Source organism: Pseudomonas sp. Irchel 3A7, from assembly GCF_900187565.1.
Taxonomy (GTDB): Bacteria; Pseudomonadota; Gammaproteobacteria; order Pseudomonadales; family Pseudomonadaceae; genus Aquipseudomonas.
In genome coordinates this window covers 232356-252104 of record NZ_FYED01000011.1, presented here as the reverse complement: position 1 = coordinate 252104, position 19749 = coordinate 232356, and the positions used below count along the sequence as shown (strand labels likewise).

20 protein-coding genes and 1 pseudogene are annotated in these 19749 nt (G+C 59.6%); all 21 read right to left on the bottom strand.

Annotated elements, in window-relative coordinates; genetic code table 11:
• Window positions 1-249 precede the first annotated feature (249 nt).
• The 21 genes and pseudogenes from araH to plsX all read right to left on the bottom strand — a co-directional run bounded on the left by araH (window position 250) and on the right by plsX (window position 19746).
• Complete coding sequence (gene araH / locus CKW21_RS19595; protein WP_095195599.1) at window positions 250-1218, bottom strand: L-arabinose ABC transporter permease AraH; 969 nt, start codon at window positions 1216-1218, stop codon at window positions 250-252.
• A gap of 12 nt (window positions 1219-1230) precedes the next feature.
• Complete coding sequence (gene araG, locus CKW21_RS19590) at window positions 1231-2775, bottom strand: L-arabinose ABC transporter ATP-binding protein AraG (protein WP_095195584.1); 1545 nt, start codon at window positions 2773-2775, stop codon at window positions 1231-1233.
• 64 nt (window positions 2776-2839) lie between these two features.
• Window positions 2840-3844: a substrate-binding domain-containing protein gene (locus CKW21_RS19585; protein ID WP_095195583.1), complete on the bottom strand. Its 1005-nt coding sequence runs from the start codon at window positions 3842-3844 to the stop codon at window positions 2840-2842.
• Between the two features lie 132 nt (window positions 3845-3976).
• The gene (locus tag CKW21_RS19580) at window positions 3977-4795 is read right to left on the bottom strand and encodes an SDR family oxidoreductase (protein ID WP_095195582.1); all 819 of its coding nucleotides are present in this window, start codon (window positions 4793-4795) and stop codon (window positions 3977-3979) included.
• Window positions 4796-5078: 283 nt separating this feature from the next.
• A complete protein-coding gene (locus CKW21_RS19575; RefSeq protein WP_095195581.1) occupies window positions 5079-5954 on the bottom strand; it encodes an SMP-30/gluconolactonase/LRE family protein in 876 nt (291 codons plus the stop codon).
• 131 nt (window positions 5955-6085) lie between these two features.
• Window positions 6086-6802, bottom strand: a complete 717-nt coding sequence (locus CKW21_RS19570; RefSeq protein ID WP_095195580.1) for a FadR/GntR family transcriptional regulator — start codon at window positions 6800-6802, stop codon at window positions 6086-6088.
• A 190-nt stretch (window positions 6803-6992) separates the two neighbouring features.
• Complete coding sequence (locus tag CKW21_RS19565; protein WP_095195579.1) at window positions 6993-7553, bottom strand: DUF1285 domain-containing protein; 561 nt, start codon at window positions 7551-7553, stop codon at window positions 6993-6995.
• Between the two features lie 15 nt (window positions 7554-7568).
• Window positions 7569-8177 (bottom strand): DUF4823 domain-containing protein, encoded by a 609-nt coding sequence (locus CKW21_RS19560; protein WP_095195578.1) that lies wholly within the window; start codon window positions 8175-8177, stop codon window positions 7569-7571.
• A gap of 168 nt (window positions 8178-8345) precedes the next feature.
• A complete protein-coding gene (locus CKW21_RS19555) occupies window positions 8346-9314 on the bottom strand; it encodes a GTP 3',8-cyclase MoaA (protein WP_095195577.1) in 969 nt (322 codons plus the stop codon).
• A gap of 138 nt (window positions 9315-9452) precedes the next feature.
• On the bottom strand, window positions 9453-10091 hold the full coding sequence (locus CKW21_RS19550; RefSeq protein ID WP_034149949.1) for a TetR/AcrR family transcriptional regulator: 639 nt from the start codon (window positions 10089-10091) through the stop codon (window positions 9453-9455).
• Window positions 10092-10433: 342 nt separating this feature from the next.
• On the bottom strand, window positions 10434-11219 hold the full coding sequence (locus tag CKW21_RS19545) for a TatD family hydrolase (RefSeq protein WP_095195576.1): 786 nt from the start codon (window positions 11217-11219) through the stop codon (window positions 10434-10436).
• A gap of 13 nt (window positions 11220-11232) precedes the next feature.
• Window positions 11233-11301: pseudogene (locus CKW21_RS31070) on the bottom strand (pilus assembly protein PilZ); the annotation flags it as partial.
• Between the two features lie 89 nt (window positions 11302-11390).
• On the bottom strand, window positions 11391-12377 hold the full coding sequence (locus CKW21_RS19540; protein ID WP_095195575.1) for a DNA polymerase III subunit delta': 987 nt from the start codon (window positions 12375-12377) through the stop codon (window positions 11391-11393).
• A complete protein-coding gene (tmk, locus tag CKW21_RS19535) occupies window positions 12370-13002 on the bottom strand; it encodes a dTMP kinase (protein ID WP_095195574.1) in 633 nt (210 codons plus the stop codon). The genes CKW21_RS19540 and tmk overlap by 8 nt, the downstream gene beginning before the upstream one ends.
• A 19-nt stretch (window positions 13003-13021) precedes the next feature.
• Window positions 13022-14308 carry an endolytic transglycosylase MltG gene (gene mltG / locus CKW21_RS19530; protein ID WP_095195573.1) on the bottom strand — a complete coding sequence of 429 codons (1287 nt, stop codon included), beginning with the start codon at window positions 14306-14308 and terminating at the stop codon, window positions 13022-13024.
• 3 nt (window positions 14309-14311) lie between these two features.
• Window positions 14312-15127: an aminodeoxychorismate lyase gene (pabC, locus tag CKW21_RS19525; RefSeq protein WP_095195572.1), complete on the bottom strand. Its 816-nt coding sequence runs from the start codon at window positions 15125-15127 to the stop codon at window positions 14312-14314.
• Window positions 15127-16371, bottom strand: coding sequence for a beta-ketoacyl-ACP synthase II (fabF, locus tag CKW21_RS19520; RefSeq protein WP_095195571.1), 1245 nt, complete (start codon window positions 16369-16371; stop codon window positions 15127-15129). Before fabF ends, pabC begins: the two co-directional genes overlap by 1 nt.
• 109 nt (window positions 16372-16480) lie before the next feature.
• Window positions 16481-16717 carry an acyl carrier protein gene (gene acpP, locus CKW21_RS19515; protein ID WP_007987170.1) on the bottom strand — a complete coding sequence of 79 codons (237 nt, stop codon included), beginning with the start codon at window positions 16715-16717 and terminating at the stop codon, window positions 16481-16483.
• Window positions 16718-16913: 196 nt separating this feature from the next.
• A complete protein-coding gene (gene fabG, locus CKW21_RS19510) occupies window positions 16914-17654 on the bottom strand; it encodes a 3-oxoacyl-ACP reductase FabG (protein ID WP_095195570.1) in 741 nt (246 codons plus the stop codon).
• A gap of 16 nt (window positions 17655-17670) precedes the next feature.
• Window positions 17671-18609 carry an ACP S-malonyltransferase gene (gene fabD / locus CKW21_RS19505; RefSeq protein WP_095195569.1) on the bottom strand — a complete coding sequence of 313 codons (939 nt, stop codon included), beginning with the start codon at window positions 18607-18609 and terminating at the stop codon, window positions 17671-17673.
• 126 nt (window positions 18610-18735) lie between these two features.
• The gene (plsX, locus tag CKW21_RS19500; protein ID WP_095195568.1) at window positions 18736-19746 is read right to left on the bottom strand and encodes a phosphate acyltransferase PlsX; all 1011 of its coding nucleotides are present in this window, start codon (window positions 19744-19746) and stop codon (window positions 18736-18738) included.
• Window positions 19747-19749 lie beyond the last annotated feature (3 nt).

Genomic DNA, 19749 nt, shown 5'->3' with positions numbered 1-19749 from the left:
GCGACACCGGTCAACTGTGGGAGCGAGCCTGCTCGCGAAGACGTCGGCACGTCCGACATCAACGTGTCAGACCCACCGCTTTCGCGAGCAGGCTCGCTCCCACAAGGGATATACGGCGGGCACAAAACTTTCGAGCGACACCGGTCAACTGTGGGAGCGAGCCTGCTCGCGAAGACGTCGGCACGTCCGACATCAACGTGTCAGACCCACCGCTTTCGCGAACAGGCTCGCTCCCACAAGGGATGGGGGTCAGCGTTGCTTGAGGCGATCGATGACGACAGCCAGCAACAAAATCGAACCCCTAATCACATACTGGTAAAACGTATCGATGTTCTTCAGGTTCATCGCGTTCTCGATGATCGCCAGAATCAACACTCCGGCAATCACGTGACGGATCATGCCGATCCCGCCACTGAGCGACACCCCGCCCAACACGCAGGCCGAAATTACCGTCAGCTCGAAACCCTGGCCGATCATGGGCTGGCCCGAGGTCATGCGCGACGCCAGGATCACCCCGGCCAGCGCACCGATCAACCCGTGCACGGCGAAGATGATGATCTTGGTCCGGTCAACGTTGACCCCCGCCAGCAGCGCCGCTTCCTGGTTGCCGCCGATGGCCATGGTGTTGCGCCCGTAGGTGGTGTAGTTGAGCAACCAGCCGAAGAACAGGAAACAAACGATGGTGATCAGGATCGGAACCGGCACGCCGAACAACTGGCCATTGCCGAACACGAAGAACGATTCCTGGGACACGCCCACCGCTTTGCCGTTGGCGAAGATGTAAGCCAGGCCGCGCACGATCTGCATGGTCGCCAGGGTGGTGATCAACGCATTGACCCGCAACTTGGCAATCACGATGCCGTTGATCAGACCGACGATCAGCCCCATTACCAGTGCCGCGCTGACACCGAGGAACACGCTGTCGGTGTCACGCATCACCACCGCCGCGACCACGCCGGCGCAGGCAATCACCGAGCCCACCGACAAGTCGAAATGCCCGGACGCCAGGCAATACAACATGGTGCACGCAGCAATCCCCGTGGTGGAAATCGCCAGGCCCAGGCCGCGCATGTTCAACGGCGAGAGGAAGTTGTCGATCAGCAAGGTGCAGAGCACGAAGATCCCGACGGCCGCCAGCAGCATCACCCAGTCATCGAGAAAGCGCCGCAGGTCCAGGGGTTTGCGTGCAGTCGGCAGGGTTTCGTTTTGGGTTGTCATCATAGTCACCTCTCAGTTCGCCACGCCGTCAGCGCGTTGGCGCGGCAAAGCCAGTTGCAGCAAGTTGGATTCATTGGCCTGTTCGCGGCTCAGTTCGCCGCGCATCGAGCCTTCGCACAGCACCAGGATGCGGTCGGAAATGCCCATCACTTCCATCAGGTCGCTGGACACCACGATCACCGCGATACCACTGGCGGCCAGGTTGTGGATGATCTGGTAGATCTCGGCCTTGGCACCGATGTCGATGCCACGGGTCGGCTCGTCGAGCAGCAAGACTTTCATCGGCATCGACAGCCAGCGACCGAGAATCGCCTTCTGCTGATTGCCACCGGACAGGAACTTGATCTGTTGCCCGGCGTGGGGCGTCTTCACTTTCAGCGCCTTGATCTGCTTGTCGGCGTTGTCCTTCTCCCAGATCCCGCGGATCAGGCAACCGAGGCCGGAGTGGGCACCGCGGGCGCTGATGTTGATGTTCTCGGCGACGCTGGCCAGCGGAATAATGCCCTCCTTCTTGCGATCCTCCGGGCAGAGCAGAATGCCGGCGGCGATGGCATCGCGAGGCGAGCGCAGTTTCAGCTCATGGCCACGCAACTCAAGGCGGCCGGCGGTGTTGCGCTCCAGACCGCTGAGCAGGCGAAACAGCTCCGTGCGGCCGGCGCCGACCAGACCGAACAGCCCGAGAATTTCGCCTTTGTGCGCCTCGAAACTCACCGGTTCCCGCAAACCCGGCCCCAGCAGGCCATCGACCTTCAACGCCACCGCGCCTCGCGGACGCGGGCGATAATCGTAAATGTCCTGGATGTCGCGGCCGACCATGCACGTGACCAATTGATCGTGGGTCAGCTCGCTCATGTCTTCGAAGGTGCGCACGTATCGGCCGTCCTTGAACACCGTCACCGCGTCGCAGATACGGAACACTTCTTCCATGCGATGGGAGACGTACAACACCACTTTGCCCTCGTCGCGCAGGCGACCGATGATCGCCATCAAGCGATCGATCTCCCGCGCCGAGAGGCTACTTGTCGGTTCGTCGAAGGCAATCACATGGGCGCCACGGGACAAGGCCTTGGCAATCTCCACCAGTTGCCGTTGCCCGAGGGACAGTCGTCCGACTTTCTCCTGCGGATCGATCTCGTCCGCCAGGCCTTTGAGGCAGGCCAATGCTTGCTGACGCAAAGTGCGGCGATTGATCAGGCCGAAACTGGCCGGCAGGTGACCGAGGAACAGGTTTTCCGCCACGGTCATTTCCGGGACCAGGTGCAACTCCTGGTGGATCACCGCTACGCCGCTGCCAATGCTGTCGGCCGTGGACTTGAAGTCCATCGTTTGCTCGCCGATCTGCAACGTGCCGCTGCTCGGGATATAGGCCCCCCCGAGGATTTTCAGCAGCGTTGATTTGCCGGCGCCATTCTCGCCCATCAAGGCATGAACCTGCCCCGGATGGGCGACGAAATTGATATTGTCCAAGGCCTTCACGCCGGGAAAAGTCTTGCCGATCCCGTTGAAGCGCAAGCAGCCGCCTGGAGTCTGTTGCTGTACTTGTGTTTGCGCGTGCATAACCACCTCATCACACAGATCAGGCGGCCCCGTTTCCAGAGCCGCCGATGAAATCAACCGGCCCTCAGTTCCACAGGCCGATCTTTTCCAGCTCCTGCTTGAAGTTGTCGCGAGTGATCAGCGTCACGTCGTCCATGGCGGTGTATTTCGCCGGTTCTTTTCCGGTGGTAATCCACTCGTACATCATGCTGGCGGTGTTGTAGCCCTCGATGTGCGGGCTCGGCAGCATCGAGCCGTAGAAGCCGCTGTCGGGTTTCTTCAGTTCGCCAATGGCATCGGTGCCGTTGATGCCGATGCCGATCACGTTCTTCGCCGCGAAACCGGCGCTCTCGGTGGCGCGCACGCCGCCCAGCACGGTGTTGTCGTTCATGCCGCCGATGATCAGGTTCTTCGCCGCGCCCGGCAGTTTCACCAGCGCCGAGTTGGTGGCATCCATGCTGCCCGGCACGTCGAGGGTTTTCAGGGCCGAGAACAGGATGTGATCCTTTGGCATGCCGGCATCTTCCAGCGCCTTGACCGAACCGTCGGTGCGTTTCTTGCCGGTATCGAGTTCGTTGTAGGTGTTGATGACCGCGTAGGTGTCTTTCCATTCCCAGCCGCGTTTTTTCGCTTCGGCGGCCATGGCACTGCCTTGTTTCTGGCCGACTTCGAAGGCAGCCATGCCCAGGTAAGGAACGTCTTCCATGAACTTGCCGCTGGCATCGACGAAACGGTCATCGACAGCAATCACTTTCAAGCCGTTGAGCTTGGCCTTGGCCATGATGGCCGGGCCCAGGGACACATCCGGCGGGCAGATCACAAACCCTTTGGCGCCATTGGCCGCCAGGCTGTCGATAGCCGAAAGGGTTTTCTCACCGTCCGGCACAGCGATCTTGATCAGGGTGAAGCCCTTGTCCTTCCCGGCTTTTTCGGCGAACGCCCATTCGGTCTGGAACCAGGGCTCTTCCGCTTGCTTGACGAGAAAACCGATTTTCACTTCCTCCGCCGCCAGCAGCGTGCTGCTCAGGCTGACCGCGCTGACCGCCAAAGCGGCACAGCACAGGGAACGGATTGCATGACGACGATTCATAAGCTGACTCCTTGTTATTTTTGTGAGCATTCTTCGAAAGCGTTCTTTGAAGCGGTGAAACCGTACTACCAATAGTCATATCGTATGATGATTGGATTTCAAGCGTAGTTGTGCGCTTGGCATCCCGCTCATTCAGTCGTGGTACATCACCGAGCGTCCCCCATCGATGGTGATGCACGAAGCATTGATGAACGGCGCATCATCGCTGGCCAGGAACACCGCGGTCATCGCCACTTCGATCGGCTGGCCGATGCGGCGCGGCGGGTGCAGGTCGAACGCGCGCTGACGCTCGGCATGGGGGTCGGCAAAACCATTCCAGTAGTCGACGTTCAGTTGGGTTTCGATGTAGCCCGGTGCAATGGCGTTGACGCGAATACCCTTGGGCGCATATTCGATGCCCAGTGCACGGGTCAGGCCGAGCAGGCCGTGCTTGGCCACCGGGTACGGGAAGCAGCCGGGAATGATGTGGCTGGAATGGGTGGAAGCAATGTTGATGATGCTGCCGATGCCCTGTTCGATCATCTGCGGCAACACCGCCTTGCAACCGTACCAGGCGCCATCCAGGTCAATGGCGAAGCAACGACGCCAGTCTTCTTCGGTCATTTCCAGCGGATCGCGGAACACGTTGACTCCGGCGCAGTTGACCAGCACGTCGATCCGGCCGTGACGCTCCACCGCCAGTCTGGCCATCGCCTGCAGATCCTGCTGCTGCGATACGTCGGCCTTGATCGCCACGACATCGGCGCCCTTTTCCCGCCAGTGAGCCGCGACTTTTTCGACTTTCTCGGCCTGAATATCGCTGATGACCAGCTTGGCTTGCTGCGAAACAAAGGTCGCGACAATCGCTTCGCCGATACCCTGGGCAGCGCCGGTCAACAGCACGACTTTGTTTTTCAGGCGCTCGCCCTTGGGCGGCTCGGGCACCGGTGGCAAGGAAAGAGGTTCAGCCATGGATCAAGACTCCTGTTCGAAAGCACGACGAAAACCGGGCATCTGCGGATGTCCGGTCAAAAAGCCTTGCGGAAAAACAGGCAGGCGCGAAAACGTTTCAGCACAGAGCTGTTCGGGAATGCTGACTCCTCTGGGGAGTGCGGGGAAATATCGCTGCATCACTTCACCTGTTTTGTTTTTTTAAGTGTGAGTGCGTGTAACTGAGCGTGGAACGATGGTGCCGACTATAAACCCGGCCCGCAAACAATCTCAATATATAATTTATCATCCCATATTTAGGGATTTATCCGGCAAATCGGCTACAGAGCTTTCCGGGCACATCGACGCGAATCGCCAGGACCGCTCCATCCAGCGGACAATCGAGCGGACTGGCGGCACTGGTGACGTACAGGGTTTTCAGGTCGGAATCGCCGAACACACAACTGGTCGGACGGCTGACGGGCAGCTCGATCACCCGATCGACTTTGCCGTCCGGTGTCAGCCTGAGCAGGCAACTGCCGTCCCATCGGGCATTCCAGATAAACCCTTCAGCATCCATCGCCGAACCATCGGGGCCGCCACGCCCATGCGGGCCAAACCAGGGTTGAGCAGGTTCAAGACTGCCGTCAGTACGAATGAAATGCCGGTACAGCGTGCCATCAAGGCTGTCGCCGAAAAACACGGACGTAGCGTCGTCGCTCCACAGCAACGTATTGGGAATACCCAGGCCACGGAGCAGCGGCGTCACCCGGGCATCGCGATCAATACGAAACAGCCCGCCGGAACGCCGCTCGATGGGCAGATCTTCGCCCTGCTCACCGATGTTGTTTTGCATGGTGCCGAGCCAGAGCCGGCCCAGGGCATCGCAACGGGCTTCGTTGGCGCGGTTGCCCGGTTGCGGGTCGGCGACACATAGCAATGTCAGTCTTGGTTCCAGACCCGGCGAGTCCAGATCCAGTCGATAGACTCCACTGCTCAATGTCACCAGTGCATCGCCACTTGCACAGGGAATGAAAGCCGATACGTGCTCCGGCATCTGCCAGATCTGCACATTGGCGCCGATCAACCGCAGCGCTTGCTTGCCGGCGATGTCTACCCAATACAGCGCCTGCGTCGGGGCATCCCAGAACGGGCCTTCGCCGAGTTGTGCCCGGTGTTCGGTTACCGCGGTCCACGCCATGAAACCTCCTGCATTGTTCTTGTTTTTTGTGGGAGCGAGCCTGCTCGCGAAAGCGGTGAATCAGTCGACATCTATGTTGAGTGTGCCGACCCCTTCGCGAGCAGGCTCGCTCCCACAAGGGGTCTATGTTGTCAGCCGGCTTTTTTGTCGGCCATCACTTGCGGGTAATAGCGCTTGATGGCCAGGTCGGCGTTATCGATCAGGGTCATGCAGGCCCAGACCGCCCGCGCGGTATCCCGAGCGGCAATGGCGTCGGCCATGTCCTTGTGAATAGGCAAGGTGCGGCGCAACTCGTCCGGGTCGGCGGCAGACACTTCAAAGCATACGGCCAGCAGCGCACCGAGGGCCGGGACCATTTGTTCGATGAATTGATTGTGGCTGGCGGCGAGGATGCACTCGTGGAACAACTGGTCGGCACGGTTGTAATCGATGCCGCTGTCCACTGCCCGCTCGAGGGCGTTGCAGGCCAGCTGAATCGCCTCCACCTGCGGAGCAGTTGCGCGCTCGCAGGCCCAGCGCACTGCCATCGGTTCGATGGTGCGGCGTAGATCGAGCAAGTCATCGACGAAGTTTTCCGGCAGACCGCTGCGTGAGAGCCAGCCGACGACCTGTGGGTCGAACAGATTCCAGCGCCGAACCGGCAACACCCGGGTACCGACCTTCGGCCCCACTTCGAGCAGGCCCTTGGCGACCAGCGTCTTGATGGCCTCGCGGATCACCGTGCGGCTGACACCGAGCTGCTCGCCCAGATCTGCCTCGACCTTGAGGGTTTCCCCCGGCTTGACCTGCCCGGCAGCGATCCAGCAACCCAGCCAATCGACCGTCGACGCGTGAAAACTGCTGGACAATGGACACCTCAAAGCCAATCGCTATGGAGGCCCACGCTAATCATCATACGATTGGGTGTCAAATTGATTTTTGAGGAACTACAGAAAATCCCCTGTGGGAGCGAGCCTGCTCGCGAAAGCGACTGCACATTCGACATCAATGTGTCAGAGACACCGCTTCGCGAGCAGGCTCGCTCCCACAGGATTGGTGTTACGGCTCAAGACCGATTCGGAAGAACTCGCCTGCGCTCCACACGCCGAGCCAACGCTGCCCATCGATTTCACGACTGACAGCCAGCTCCACCAGCTGATAGAACACATTGCGATGGATCAGCGCTTCGAGATTGCTGCGTATGTGGACGTAGGGAGCCGGCTCTTGTGTCTCAGGATCAATCACCACGCGAATCGGGTGTTCGGCACCCGCCTCGGCGGTCTCATCGACATTGGTGATGAAGCGCAGGACCTGAGCCTCGCCCTCGCCTTCCACTTCCAGCGCAACGGCCACAAAGGGCGCGTCGTCGACTTTGATGCCGACCTTCTCGACCGGAGTAATGAGGAAATAATCATCGCCGTCGCGGCGAATGATGGTGGAGAACAGCTTGACCATCGGCTTGCGCCCGATGGGCGTGCCCAGGTAATACCAGGTGCCGTCGCGGGCGATACGCATATCGATATCGCCGCAGAAGTCGGGATTCCACAGGTGGACCGGCGGCAAGCCTTTGGTCTTGGGGATTTGCCCCAACAGGTCGTTGGCTTTTTGCGGGCCACTCATGGCGATCTCCTTGGATTACTGGTTGCTGAGCCCCAACAAACTGCGAGCATATTGCTCAAGCGGCGGGCCCATCAGGTCTTCTGGCTTTTCGTCGTGGAACGTCAGCAAACCGCCACGACTCTTGATACGTGCAGTATCAATCAAATACTGGGTGCTGGTCTCGATCAACATGATCTGAATCACACCGGTGTCGATGCCGAGACGGTCCACGGCTTCCTGATCCAGCCACTCATCCGAGTTGCCGATGCGGTCATCGGACTTGGCGAATCGGGTGTAGAGCAAGTAATGGGCACCGACGGCACGGGCTTCGCTCATGGCCTGGTCAAGACCTTCCGGCGTGCGCGCACGACGAACCATCGGGAAGTATTCAACAAAACCGTCAAAGGCGACTTCAGCGATCACGTTGGGACGCGGGTAAACGGCACTGCCCGGCGGCACGAAGGCGCCCTGGGCAATGTAGACGAACGAATCCGGCTGAATGCGCAGGTTATTCACGCGGCGGCTGTCACTGTGATCCAGCAGACCGGCGTCGCTCATATGGTAGCGAGTGCCTTCGGCCATATCGCTGACATTCATGCAGCCACCGAGCGCCAAAACGGCCAGCAGCAAAACCAGGCTACGCATCCTATCCTCCAGAAGCCGGTGACGGAAAACCGGCGAATGGCCGTGGGATGCAGCTTTTGCGCCAGCTTGTGACCAGCAACGTTTCATAGACCTCTTTGCGAGCAGGCTCGCTCCCACACAGATTTGCGCCAACCCTGTGGGAGCGAGCCTGCTCGCGAAGAGGCCGGTTCAACCGCCGATAATTTTCATGACCGTCGCACCACCGGAAAACGCCACTTCCTGCTTGTCGCCCAAGGCTTTCACCAGCAGCCTCTGCAACGCCGGCAGTGCCTGATGACGCGGCTTGTCCAGCAGGTCGCCGACGTAGTGGCGGTTACTCGACGAAAGACAGCCATGGAGCCATCCCGTGGAAGAAAGACGCAGCCGTGAACAGGTACGGCAGAAAGGCACACTTTCATTGGCGATTACGCCGAAATATCCCTGCCCCGGTATTTCATAACGCACCGCCGTCGCGTCCACCGGCGCATCAGCCTGCAGATACTCATAGCGTTCGCCGATCAGGCCGAGTAATTGCTGAAGGCTGACGAACTGCTGCAGGAAGGCGTTTGAGTCGCTGGCCAGGTGGCCCATGCGCATCAGCTCGATAAAGCGCAGCTCATAGCCGCGTTCCAGGCAGTAATCGAGCAATGGCATCACCTGATCGAGGTTCTGACCGCGCAGGGGCACCATATTGACCTTGATCTTCATGCCGGCCGCGCGGGCCTGCTCCATGCCGTTGAGCACCGTTGCCAGATCGCCACCGCGGGCAATGCCGCGAAATGCGCTGGCATCCAGGGTATCGAGGGAAACGTTGATGCGCCGGATACCGGCGTCCACCAGCAACGGCAGTTTCTTCGCCAGCAATTGACCGTTGGTGGTCAGGCTGATGTCTTGCAAGCCCATCCGCCCAACCGCAGTCATGAAGGTTTCGAGTTTAGGACTGACCAGCGGCTCGCCACCGGTGATGCGCAGGCGCTCGATGCCCGCCGCCTCGATCAGATAGGCCACACCGCGCGCCATGGCTTCGGCCGACAACTCATCCTGCGCAGCCACCAGCCGCTTGCCGTTGGGCACGCAGTAGGTACAGGCGTAGTTGCAGGCGGAGGTCAGGCTGACTCGCAAATTGCGAAAACGCCTGCCTTGACGGTCAACGATCATGATCACTCCGGCGGAAGAATATTCGGACCGCTAAAACTTGACTCACAAATCAAGTTTTAGCAAGTCCCATGCCTGAGTATATTCCTGCGGTACTGCGCCAAGTAGCTAAATAATGGCGCAATCAGGTTGCTGAATGGCTTAGCTGCTCGGGGTGTCGGTGTCGCGCTTGCGCTTGTTGCCCATGCGCACGCCGATGTCCATGAGGAACTGGAAGAAACCTTCCTGATCTTCCAGCACATTGCTCCAGAACGGCGAGTGATACAGCGCCACGGCACCGTGCACCAGCGCCCAGGACGCGCAGTAATGGAAGTATGGCGGCACGTCTTCAAGCTTGCCTTCGCTGATCCGGCCCTTGATCAGCAGGGTCAGGCGTTCGAAGTTCGAAGCACGGATCTTGTGCAGCTCCTCGATCATCTCCGGCACCTGATTGCCCTTGACCACCTTTTCTTCCAGGCGGTCGAACAAGCGATAACGCTGTGGATCGCGCATGCGGAATTCGAAATAGGCGCGGGACAGGGCTTCCTTGTCCTTGTCGACGTCGGCTGAGTGCAACAGTTCGTTCAAATCGCGCTCGTAATCGAGCATCAGGCGCAGGTAGATCTCGGCCTTGGACTTGAAGTGCTTGTAGATCGTGCCTTTGCCGATACCGACGGCATCAGCAATCATCTCGACGGTGACACTGTCTTCACCTTGTTCGAGGAACAGCTTGAGCGCGGTATCGAGAATTTCTTGCTCGCGGCGACGAAACTCACGGACCTTACGAGGTTCTTTATGCATAAGAAAAGGTCTGTAGGGGTCAAAATTCGAAGCCGCGTATTATGCCTAAATTACGCAAAAATGCACGGATCATCCGACCATATCTATGTTTCTTGAGTATTTCCTGCAGGATGGCCTGTTGATGAGAACTCTTCTGAAGCGCCCGTATTCCAAATTTGTTTAAAAACCTTGACCGACAAACTGGACTCGGCGAAATACTGATCAATACTTGAACTGTCGGCGAGGCATCTCCCCCAAGTGTCGCGCCGATATTGGTACCAACGGACCGCGTACCATTGTTTTACTCCTAATGGTCTTAACCCGGATTCACCCCCCAGAACCCGGGTTTTTTTTGCCTGCGATTTAACCTTTCACATGCGCTAACGGAAACAGACGCTTGAAATTTTCCGTCGTCTGTTCGGCAAATCGCTCGAAAGACTCACCACGCAACATTGCCAGAAATTCCGCCACCTCGCGTACGTACTGCGGCAGGTTCGGCTTGCCACGATACGGGATCGGGGCCAGATACGGCGAGTCGGTTTCCACCAGCAACCGGTCGGCCGGCACCTTGCTCGCCACATCACGCAATGCATCGGCATTGCGGAACGTGACAATCCCGGACAGAGAAATGTAATAACCCATGTCCAACGCGGCTTTCGCCATATCCCAGTCCTCGGTGAAGCAATGCAGCACGCCCGCCTGGGGCAGCGCCGCTTCACGCAGCAGGTTCAAGGTATCGGCGCGGGCGCCACGGGTATGGATGATCACCGGCTTGCCCGTCTGCTGCGCGGCCTGCAGGTGCAATCTGAAAGATTCCTGCTGCAACTCGGCCGCTTCCGGCTCGTAGTGGTAATCCAGGCCGGTTTCACCGATGGCCACCACCCGCGGGTGATTGAGCTCATGCAGCAGCCAGTCCAGCGCAGGCGCCGCCCCCGGCTGCACATCCAGAGGATGCACGCCGACCGAACAGTCGACATCCTCATAGCGCTCGGCCAGGGCTTTGACGTCGGCGGCGTTGTCGGCGCTGACACCAATGCACAGAAAGTGCCCTACCCCGCGCTGGCGGGCCGCATCGAGAGCGGCGTCCAGGGAGCCTTCGTGGGCGGCGAGGTCGAGGCGATCAAGGTGACAATGGGAATCTACGAGCATAAAGGGCTGCAACTTACATCGTATGAGTGGGACGGTCGGACTTCAGGGCTCCGGCCAGATAGGTTTCGATTCGACTGCGCGCGGGGACAACATGCCGTTGCGCGGCACGAGGCTGACAGGCTCATTCATGCTGACCTCCACTGCTGATACTCAGAGTCTAGGCCCGGACTGTCACCTCTGGGTAGGCAGGGAGGCCCATTGCACCAGCAGTGCCTCCAGCAGCAACACCCGATTGAGGTTGGCTTTGCTCAGCACCTTCTGGCGCTGGGCGAGGATCCAGTCCTGGATATTCAGGACTTTGTCCTGGCCGGTTTTCTGTGCCAGGTATTGAATGACCTTGCGCATATCCGTCAACCCGAGCCCCTCTTCATCCTGGGTCAGCTGGTAGCGAAGGATCAGGCTCGACCAATCGCAGAACCAGTCGAACAGCAGCAACAACGGAATCGCGTTCCAGCCTTCGGCCAGTTGCGTCGGCGATTGCTGCTGCTTGAGCAACTTTTTCACCCCATCGACCACTTGCGCGCGTTGCTCGCGCACGCCCTGGGCGTGCAGGTTGACGGCGGCCAGGGGCGAACCGGCGGCCAGGGTCAGCAATTCGATGCGCTCTTCTTCCGAACAGTCCGGCAGTGCCCTGGCCAGCCACGCCAGACTCATGGCCTCGCTCGGCAGTGGACAAGCCTGCTGCACGCAGCGGCTCTTGATGGTCGGCAAGAGACGACTGGGCTGGTGGCTGACCAGCAGCAATACCGTATCGCCGGACGGCTCTTCAAGACTTTTGAGCAAGGCGTTGGCGGCATTGATGTTCATCGACTCGACCGGCTCGATCAGCACCACTTTGCGACCGCCCAGTTGTGCAGTTTGAACCACGAAGCTGACCAGATCGCGGACCTGATCGACCTTGATCGCCTTGTCGGCCTCTTCCGGTTCGAGAATGTAGTTATCGGGGTGACTGCCGGCCTTGAGCAACAAACAGGATTTGCATTCGCCACAGGCATCTTGCGCCGTCGGGCGCTGGCACAGCAGGCTGGCCATCAAGCGCTCGGCCAGCGCCCGCTTGCCGATCCCGGCCGGGCCATGCAGCAAATAGGCGTGAGCATGCTGCGTACGGCCCGCCAGTTGCTGCCAGAGGCTGTCCTGCCAGGGGTAGGCTTCAGCCACGGGTCAGCTCCAGCAGACGCGGCAACAAGCCATCCAGGGATTGCTGAACCTGCGCCAGCGGTTGCGCAGCATCGATCAGCACGTAACGCGCCGGCTCCGCGGCCGCGCGCTGGAGGAAGGCACCGCGTACGGCATCGAAAAACGTCCGGCCTTCGAGTTCGAAGCGATCCAGGCGGCCACGGGCACTGGCGCGGGCCAGGCCTACTTCAACCGGCAAGTCGAATATCAGCGTCAGGTCAGGACGCAGATCGCCCTGCACAAAGGTTTCCAGCGTGGCGATACGCTCCAGCGACAATCCGCGACCACCGCCCTGGTAGGCGTAGGTCGAATCGGTAAAACGATCGCACAACACCACGGCACCACGGGCCAATGCCGGGCGAATCACCTCGGCCAGGTGCTGGGCGCGCGCAGCGAACACCAACAGCAACTCGGTGTCCGGATTCATCACTTCGTCGACCGGCGCCAGCAACACTTCGCGAATGCGCTCGGCCAGAGGCGTGCCACCGGGTTCACGGGTCAGCACCACCTCGATACCAGCGACGCGCAGGCGCTCGGCGAGGTATTCGCGATTGGTGCTCTTGCCCGCGCCTTCCGGGCCTTCCAGCGTAATAAACAAGCCAGTCACAGGCAGTCCTTAGTCAGAGTCATTGCGGGCCTTGCGGTGCGTTTGCTTCCGGCTCGGGGACGGAAGCAGGCTCAGGTTCAGGCGCAGGTTCTTGCGGTTGTACCGGCGGCAGAACCTCGGGCGCGGTATTGGGCGAAGCGGCCGGGATCGGTGCCTGGTCCTGTTCAGCCTGAGATTCGGGAGCTGGTGTCTGCGGAGGTTGAGATGGCGGCGCCAGCGCTTCCACAGACTGGGATTCCTCAACCGGGGTTTGCGTTGTCTCGGATGCATCGACCGGCGCCGGACTGGAGCGATAATCGGCGCGGCGCTTGAGTTGGAACTCTCGCACGGCGTTGTTATGAGCGTCCAGGTCATCGGAGAACACATGGCTGCCATCACCACGCGCCACGAAATAGAGGCTGTTGCCCGCCACCGGATTCAGCGCCGCGTGAATCGCTTCGCGGCCGACCATCGCAATCGGGGTCGGCGGCAGGCCGGCAATCACATAGGTGTTGTAAGGCGTCGGTTCCTTGAGATGGGCGCGGGTCAATTTGCCGCTGTATCGATCACCGAGGCCATAGATCACTGTCGGATCGGTTTGCAACAGCATGCCGATCGCCATGCGCCGCACGAACACGCCGGCAATTTGCCCACGCTCCTGTGGCACGCCGGTTTCCTTCTCCACCAGCGAGGCCATGATCAGCGCCTGGTAGGGCTCGGTGTACGGCACGTCGGCCGAGCGCTGGTTCCATTCCTTGGCCAACACTTCGTCGAGGCGATCGTAGGCCGTTTTCAGCAACTCGGCATCGGTCATGCCACGCACGAAACGGTAGGTGTCGGGGAAGAATCGCCCCTCAGGGAAAATCCCGGCATGGCCGAGCTTATCCATGACCTGGGTGTCGCTCAAACCGTTCAGGGTATGTTCGAGCTTCTCCTCTTTGGCCAGGGCCGCACGGACTTGATGAAAGGTCCAGCCTTCGACCAGGGTCACGCTGTACTGCACCATTTCCCCACGCTTCCACAGGTCGATCAGACCTTCGACGGTCATGCCGGGAAGCATGCGGTATTCGCCGCTGTGCAGGGGCTGCTTAGGCAGGTTGAAGCGCCAGTAAACCCGCAGCCAGAAAGCGTCCTTGATGAGGCCATCGGCTTCGAGTCGCAGGAAGGTACGGTTGGGCGTGGTGCCTTTGGGCACCTCCAGCAGTTCTTCCTGAGCAATGTTCAGCGGCTGCACCAGCGCCGAATGAATTTTCCAGGCGCAAGTGCCCAACATCAGCCCCGCCAGAACCAGTCCGGTTTCCAGCAGCAGCAAGAATTTACGTCTCACGTATCAAGCATCCAGTAGCGCACAGGCAATGGTTTGGAGTTTACGGGTGAGCGGCCCAACCGGCCAGCTCAGTGCGGCATAGGCATGCACCGGCCAAACGCCATACACGCTGTTGCAGACAAAGACTTCGTCAGCCCATTGCAGCTGTTCGAGCGTGATATCGGTGATTTGCGTGGCAATACCCAGTGACTCGGCTTGAAACAATAATTCGGCACGCATCACCCCCGCCACGCCACAGCGCTTGAGGTCTGCCGTGACGAGCACGCCATCGCGCACCAGGAACAGGTTGCTGAACACACCCTCGATCACCCGACCGGCCTGATCGAGCATCAAGCCTTCGGCATGTTCAGTGTCTTGCCACTCGGAGCGGGCGATGACCTGCTCCAGTCGGTTCAAATGCTTGAGACCTGCAAGCAGCGGCTGTTTGGACAACCGGGTCGTGCATGGAAACAGGCGAATGCCTTGCTCGGCATGAATCGCGGGATAAGCAGCGGGTGGATTGCCTTGCAGGATACGCCGGGCCTGAGCCGATGGATCAGGGGCATAACCGCGCAGACCGTCGCCGCGAGTAAGGATAAGCTTGAGTACCCCCTCACCCAGTGCGGCAGCGTAGACCACCAGCTCGTTGCGGATCAGCCCGGGATCGGTAGCGATGGCCAGGCGCGAACAACCCTCTGCCAGACGCGACAGATGCCGGTCCAGCAACAGCGGTTTCCCGCCACGCACGGCAATGGTCTCGAACAGACCATCGCCGTAAGCCAGGCCGCGATCCTTCAGCGACAAAGCGTCAGCCGGCTGACCGTCGACCCAGCTGTCCATCAGCCTGCGAACCGACGGAACACCAGCGAACCGTTGGTACCGCCAAAACCGAAGGAGTTGGACAGGACCACATCGATATCCATGTTGCGCGCGGTGTGCGGCACGAAATCGAGATCACAGCCTTCGTCCGGCTCATCAAGGTTGATGGTCGGTGGCGCGACCTGACTGTTGATCGCCAGCACGCTGAAGATCGCCTCGACCGCACCCGCCGCACCCAGCAGGTGACCGGTCATCGACTTGGTCGAACTGACCGCCAGCTTATAGGCGTGATCGCCAAACACCGATTTGATGGCATTGGCTTCGGCGAGGTCGCCCGCAGGAGTCGAAGTACCGTGGGCGTTGATGTACTGCACTTGATCGCCATTGACCTTGGCATCGCGCAAGGCATTGGTGATGCAACGTGCAGCACCCGCGCCATCGGCAGGCGGAGAAGTCATGTGGTAAGCGTCGCCACTGGTACCGAAACCGATCAGCTCGGCATAAATGGTCGCGCCACGGGCCTTGGCGTGTTCAAGTTCCTCCAGAACCAGGGCACCTGCGCCATCGGACAGTACGAAGCCATCACGGCCCTTGTCCCATGGACGGCTGGCACGGGTCGGCTCGTCGTTGCGCGTGGACAGTGCGCGGGAGGCACCGAAGCCGCCCATGCCCAGGCCGCAGGCCGCCATCTCGGCACCGCCGGCAATCATGACGTCGGCTTCGTCGTACATGATGTTGCGGGCCGCCATGCCGATGCAGTGTGTACCGGTGGTACATGCCGTGGCGATGGCGTAGTTAGGCCCCTGTGCACCCAAGTGGATGGACAGGAAACCGGAAATCATATTGATGATCGAGCCTGGCACGAAAAACGGAGATATCCGTCGCGGGCCAGTCTCATGCAACGTGCGGCTGGTTTCTTCGATATTGGTCAGACCGCCAATACCCGAGCCCATGGCGACGCCTATGCGCTCGCGGTTGGCGTCGGTAACTTCCAGACCGGCGTTACGTACCGCCTGAAAACCTGCGGCCAGACCGTACTGAATGAACAGGTCGAGCTTGCGAGCTTCCTTGACCGACAGGTATTCCTCGACATTGAAGCCCTTTACCGAGCCGCCAAAACGGGTGGAATAGGCAGAAAGGTCGGTGTGTTCGATCAGACCAATGCCACTGCGGCCAGCCAGAATGCCCTGCCAGCTGCTCGGCACATCCGTGCCCAGTGGCGACAACATACCCATACCGGTGACTACGACGCGTCTACGCGACACAGCACTCTCCTTTTTTCAAATGACGACTTTGCATCAGGCCTAAAGAAAAAACCGCACGCCATGTGGCAGTGCGGTTTTTTCCATGACAGCGAGCAACGATTACAAACTATTACGCCTGGTGGGCAGTAACGTAATCGATAGCAGCTTGTACAGTAGTGATCTTCTCAGCTTCTTCGTCAGGGATTTCGGTCTCGAATTCCTCTTCCAGAGCCATCACCAGCTCAACGGTGTCAAGGGAGTCAGCACCCAGGTCTTCAACGAAGGAAGCAGTGTTGACCACTTCTTCTTCTTTAACGCCCAGTTGCTCGGCAACGATTTTCTTGACGCGCTCTTCGATGGTGCTCATACCTTGTTTTCACTCCTAATGGACAAATTCAGGCAGCTGGCCAGTGGGTAAGTGTATAGAAAGACTTTTCAGCTTTTCAACTGAAAGCTTCACTCCTCAAACCCGGTGACCCTCTGCCTATAAATAGATTGCAGCTTTATAACGGATTTTAGACAGCTCGTATGACATTTTTTTGAAGCAATCCGTCACATTTAACTTACATGTACATCCCGCCGTTCACCGGGATTGTAGCCCCGGTCACGTAGGCTGCACCGTCGGATGCAAGAAAAGCGACCACGGACGCGATCTCTTGAGCTTGCCCCAGACGACCCAGCGGAATCTGCGTCTGCAAGGCTTCACGCTGCGCTTCCGGCAATTCGCGAGTCATATCGGTGTCGATGAACCCTGGGGTTACCGAGTTGACCGTAATAGAACGCGAACCGACTTCACGCGCCAGCGCACGGCTGAAACCTTCCAGACCGGCCTTGGCGGCGGCATAGTTTACTTGGCCTGCGTTGCCCATGGCACCCACAACCGAACCAATACTGATAATTCGTCCCCAACGGGCTTTGGTCATGCCGCGCAAAACGCCCTTGGACAGGCGATACAGACTGTTCAGGTTGGTATCGACGACGTCATACCATTCGTCGTCTTTCATGCGCATCATCAGGTTATCGCGGGTGATGCCGGCATTATTCACCAGAATCGCCGGAGCACCGAACTGCTCCTGAATGCTTGCCAACACAGCCGATACGGACTCGTCGCTGGTGACATTGAGCTCCAGGCCAGTGCCTTGAATGCCGTGTTCCTTGAGGGTGGCGGCAATGCGCTCAGCCCCCGAGGCGGAGGTCGCAGTGCCAACAACGATGGCGCCCTGACGACCCAGTTCCAGGGCGATAGCCTGGCCGATACCGCGGCTTGCGCCGGTGACCAGTGCAACTTTACCTTGCAGACTCATGCAAGTTTCTCCTGATTCAGGCCAGCGCTGCGCGGGCGGCAGCGAAAGCGTCTGGGGTATTGAGGTTGGAAGTCGATACGCCATCGGCGCAACGTTTGTTCAGACCGGCCAGCACTTTACCCGGGCCGCACTCGACCAGATTGGTCGCGCCCTTGGCTGCCAGCGCCTGGACCGACTCGACCCAGCGTACAGGCTTGTAAAGCTGTTCAAGCAGATCGCGCTTGAGGGTTTCCAGATCGGCTGACACATCAGCACTGACGTTCTGTACCACAGGAATCTGCGGTGCCTGCCAGTCGATCGCAGCGATCGATTCAGCGAAACGCTCGGCGGCCGGACGCATCAGCTCGCAATGAGACGGCACGCTGACCGGAAGCGGCATGGCGCGCTTGGCACCACGAGCCTTGCAGCCTTCGATGGCACGCTCGACCGCAGCCTTGGCACCGGCAATAACCACCTGACCCGGAGAGTTGAAGTTGACGGCACTGACCACTTCGCCTTGCGCCGCTTCGGCACAGGCCGCCAGAACATCAGCATCGTCCAGACCGAGGATGGCGGCCATGCCACCCTGCCCGGCCGGCACGGCTTCCTGCATCAGCTGACCACGACGCTCGACCAGTTTCACCGCATCGCCCAGGCTCAGACTGCCTGCCGCGACCAGCGCGCTGTATTCGCCCAGGCTGTGACCGGCTACATAAGCCGGGCGCGCGCCACCTTCCGCCAGCCACAGGCGCCACAAGGCGATCGAGGCGGTCAGAATGGCCGGCTGGGTTTTATCGGTTTGATTGAGTTGCTCTTCCGGCCCTTGCTGGGTCAGTGCCCACAGGTCGTAACCCAAAGCATCGGAAGCTTCTTTGAATGTTTCGAGGACAACCGGATGTTGCGCGCCCAACTCGGCCAGCATGCCGAGGGACTGCGAACCTTGTCCCGGAAAGACGAATGCGAGGGAAGCAGACATGTAACAAGCCCCTAATGATCTTGTCGTCGGAGAGTTGACGTCCCGCTTTGGGGGACGCAAGAAACTGACAGTTGGATGGCCAATTGAACTGAGCGGTCACATTTAAGCATTGTCCGACGAAAACGCCTAAAGCAACAAATCCTCCAGACGACCGTGAATGCGTTCCGGCAGGTTTTCCTGTATCTCGATCAAGGCACGGGAAATTGCACTCTGAAACCCCTGCACCCCGGCAGAACCGTGGCTTTTTACCACAATGCCCTGCAAACCGAGGAAACTCGCGCCGTTATGCCGCGCGGGCGCCAGATCGGCTTGCAGGCGCTTCATCAACGGCAGGGCTAGCGCGCCGACCATGCGCGAAGGCAGGCTTTTCTTGAATAGCGCTTCGATACGCCCGGCAATCATGGTCGCCAACCCCTCACTGGATTTGAGCAGGATGTTGCCGACAAACCCGTCACACACCACGACATCCGCCTCACCACGGTATAAACCGTCACCTTCGACGAAACCGATGTAGTTGATACCACGAGCACGTTGCAGCAAGGTTGCGGCGAGCTTCACTTGCTGATTGCCCTTGATGTCTTCGGTACCGATGTTCAACAACGCCACGCGCGGACGCACGATACCCAGGGTTTCTGCGGCAACCGAGCCCATCACCGCAAACTGCAACAGGTGCTCGGCGCTGCAATCGACATTGGCGCCCAGATCGAGCAACTGACAATAACCCTTCTGCGTCGGGATCGCCGCGACCATGGCCGGCCGGTCGATCCCCGGCAAGGTCTTGAGTACGAATCGAGACAACGCCATCAGCGCCCCGGTATTGCCGGCACTGACACAAGCCTGGACCTTGCCCTCGCGCAACAACTCAAGCGCCACGCGCATCGAAGAGTCTGGCTTGCCGCGCAGGGCCTGGGCAGGTTTTTCATCCATGGTGATGACTTCGGATGCCGGTGCAATCGACAGGCGCGAGCGATCCACAGCCGATTGGCCAGCGATCAATTCTTCAAGGAGGGAGGGTTGACCGACAAGGGTCAGGTGCAGCGAGGGGGTAGCAGACAGGCAAGCAAGGCTGGCCTGAACAATGCTGCGGGGACCGAAGTCCCCGCCCATTGCGTCAATCGCGATGACTTGAGCGGACAAGTG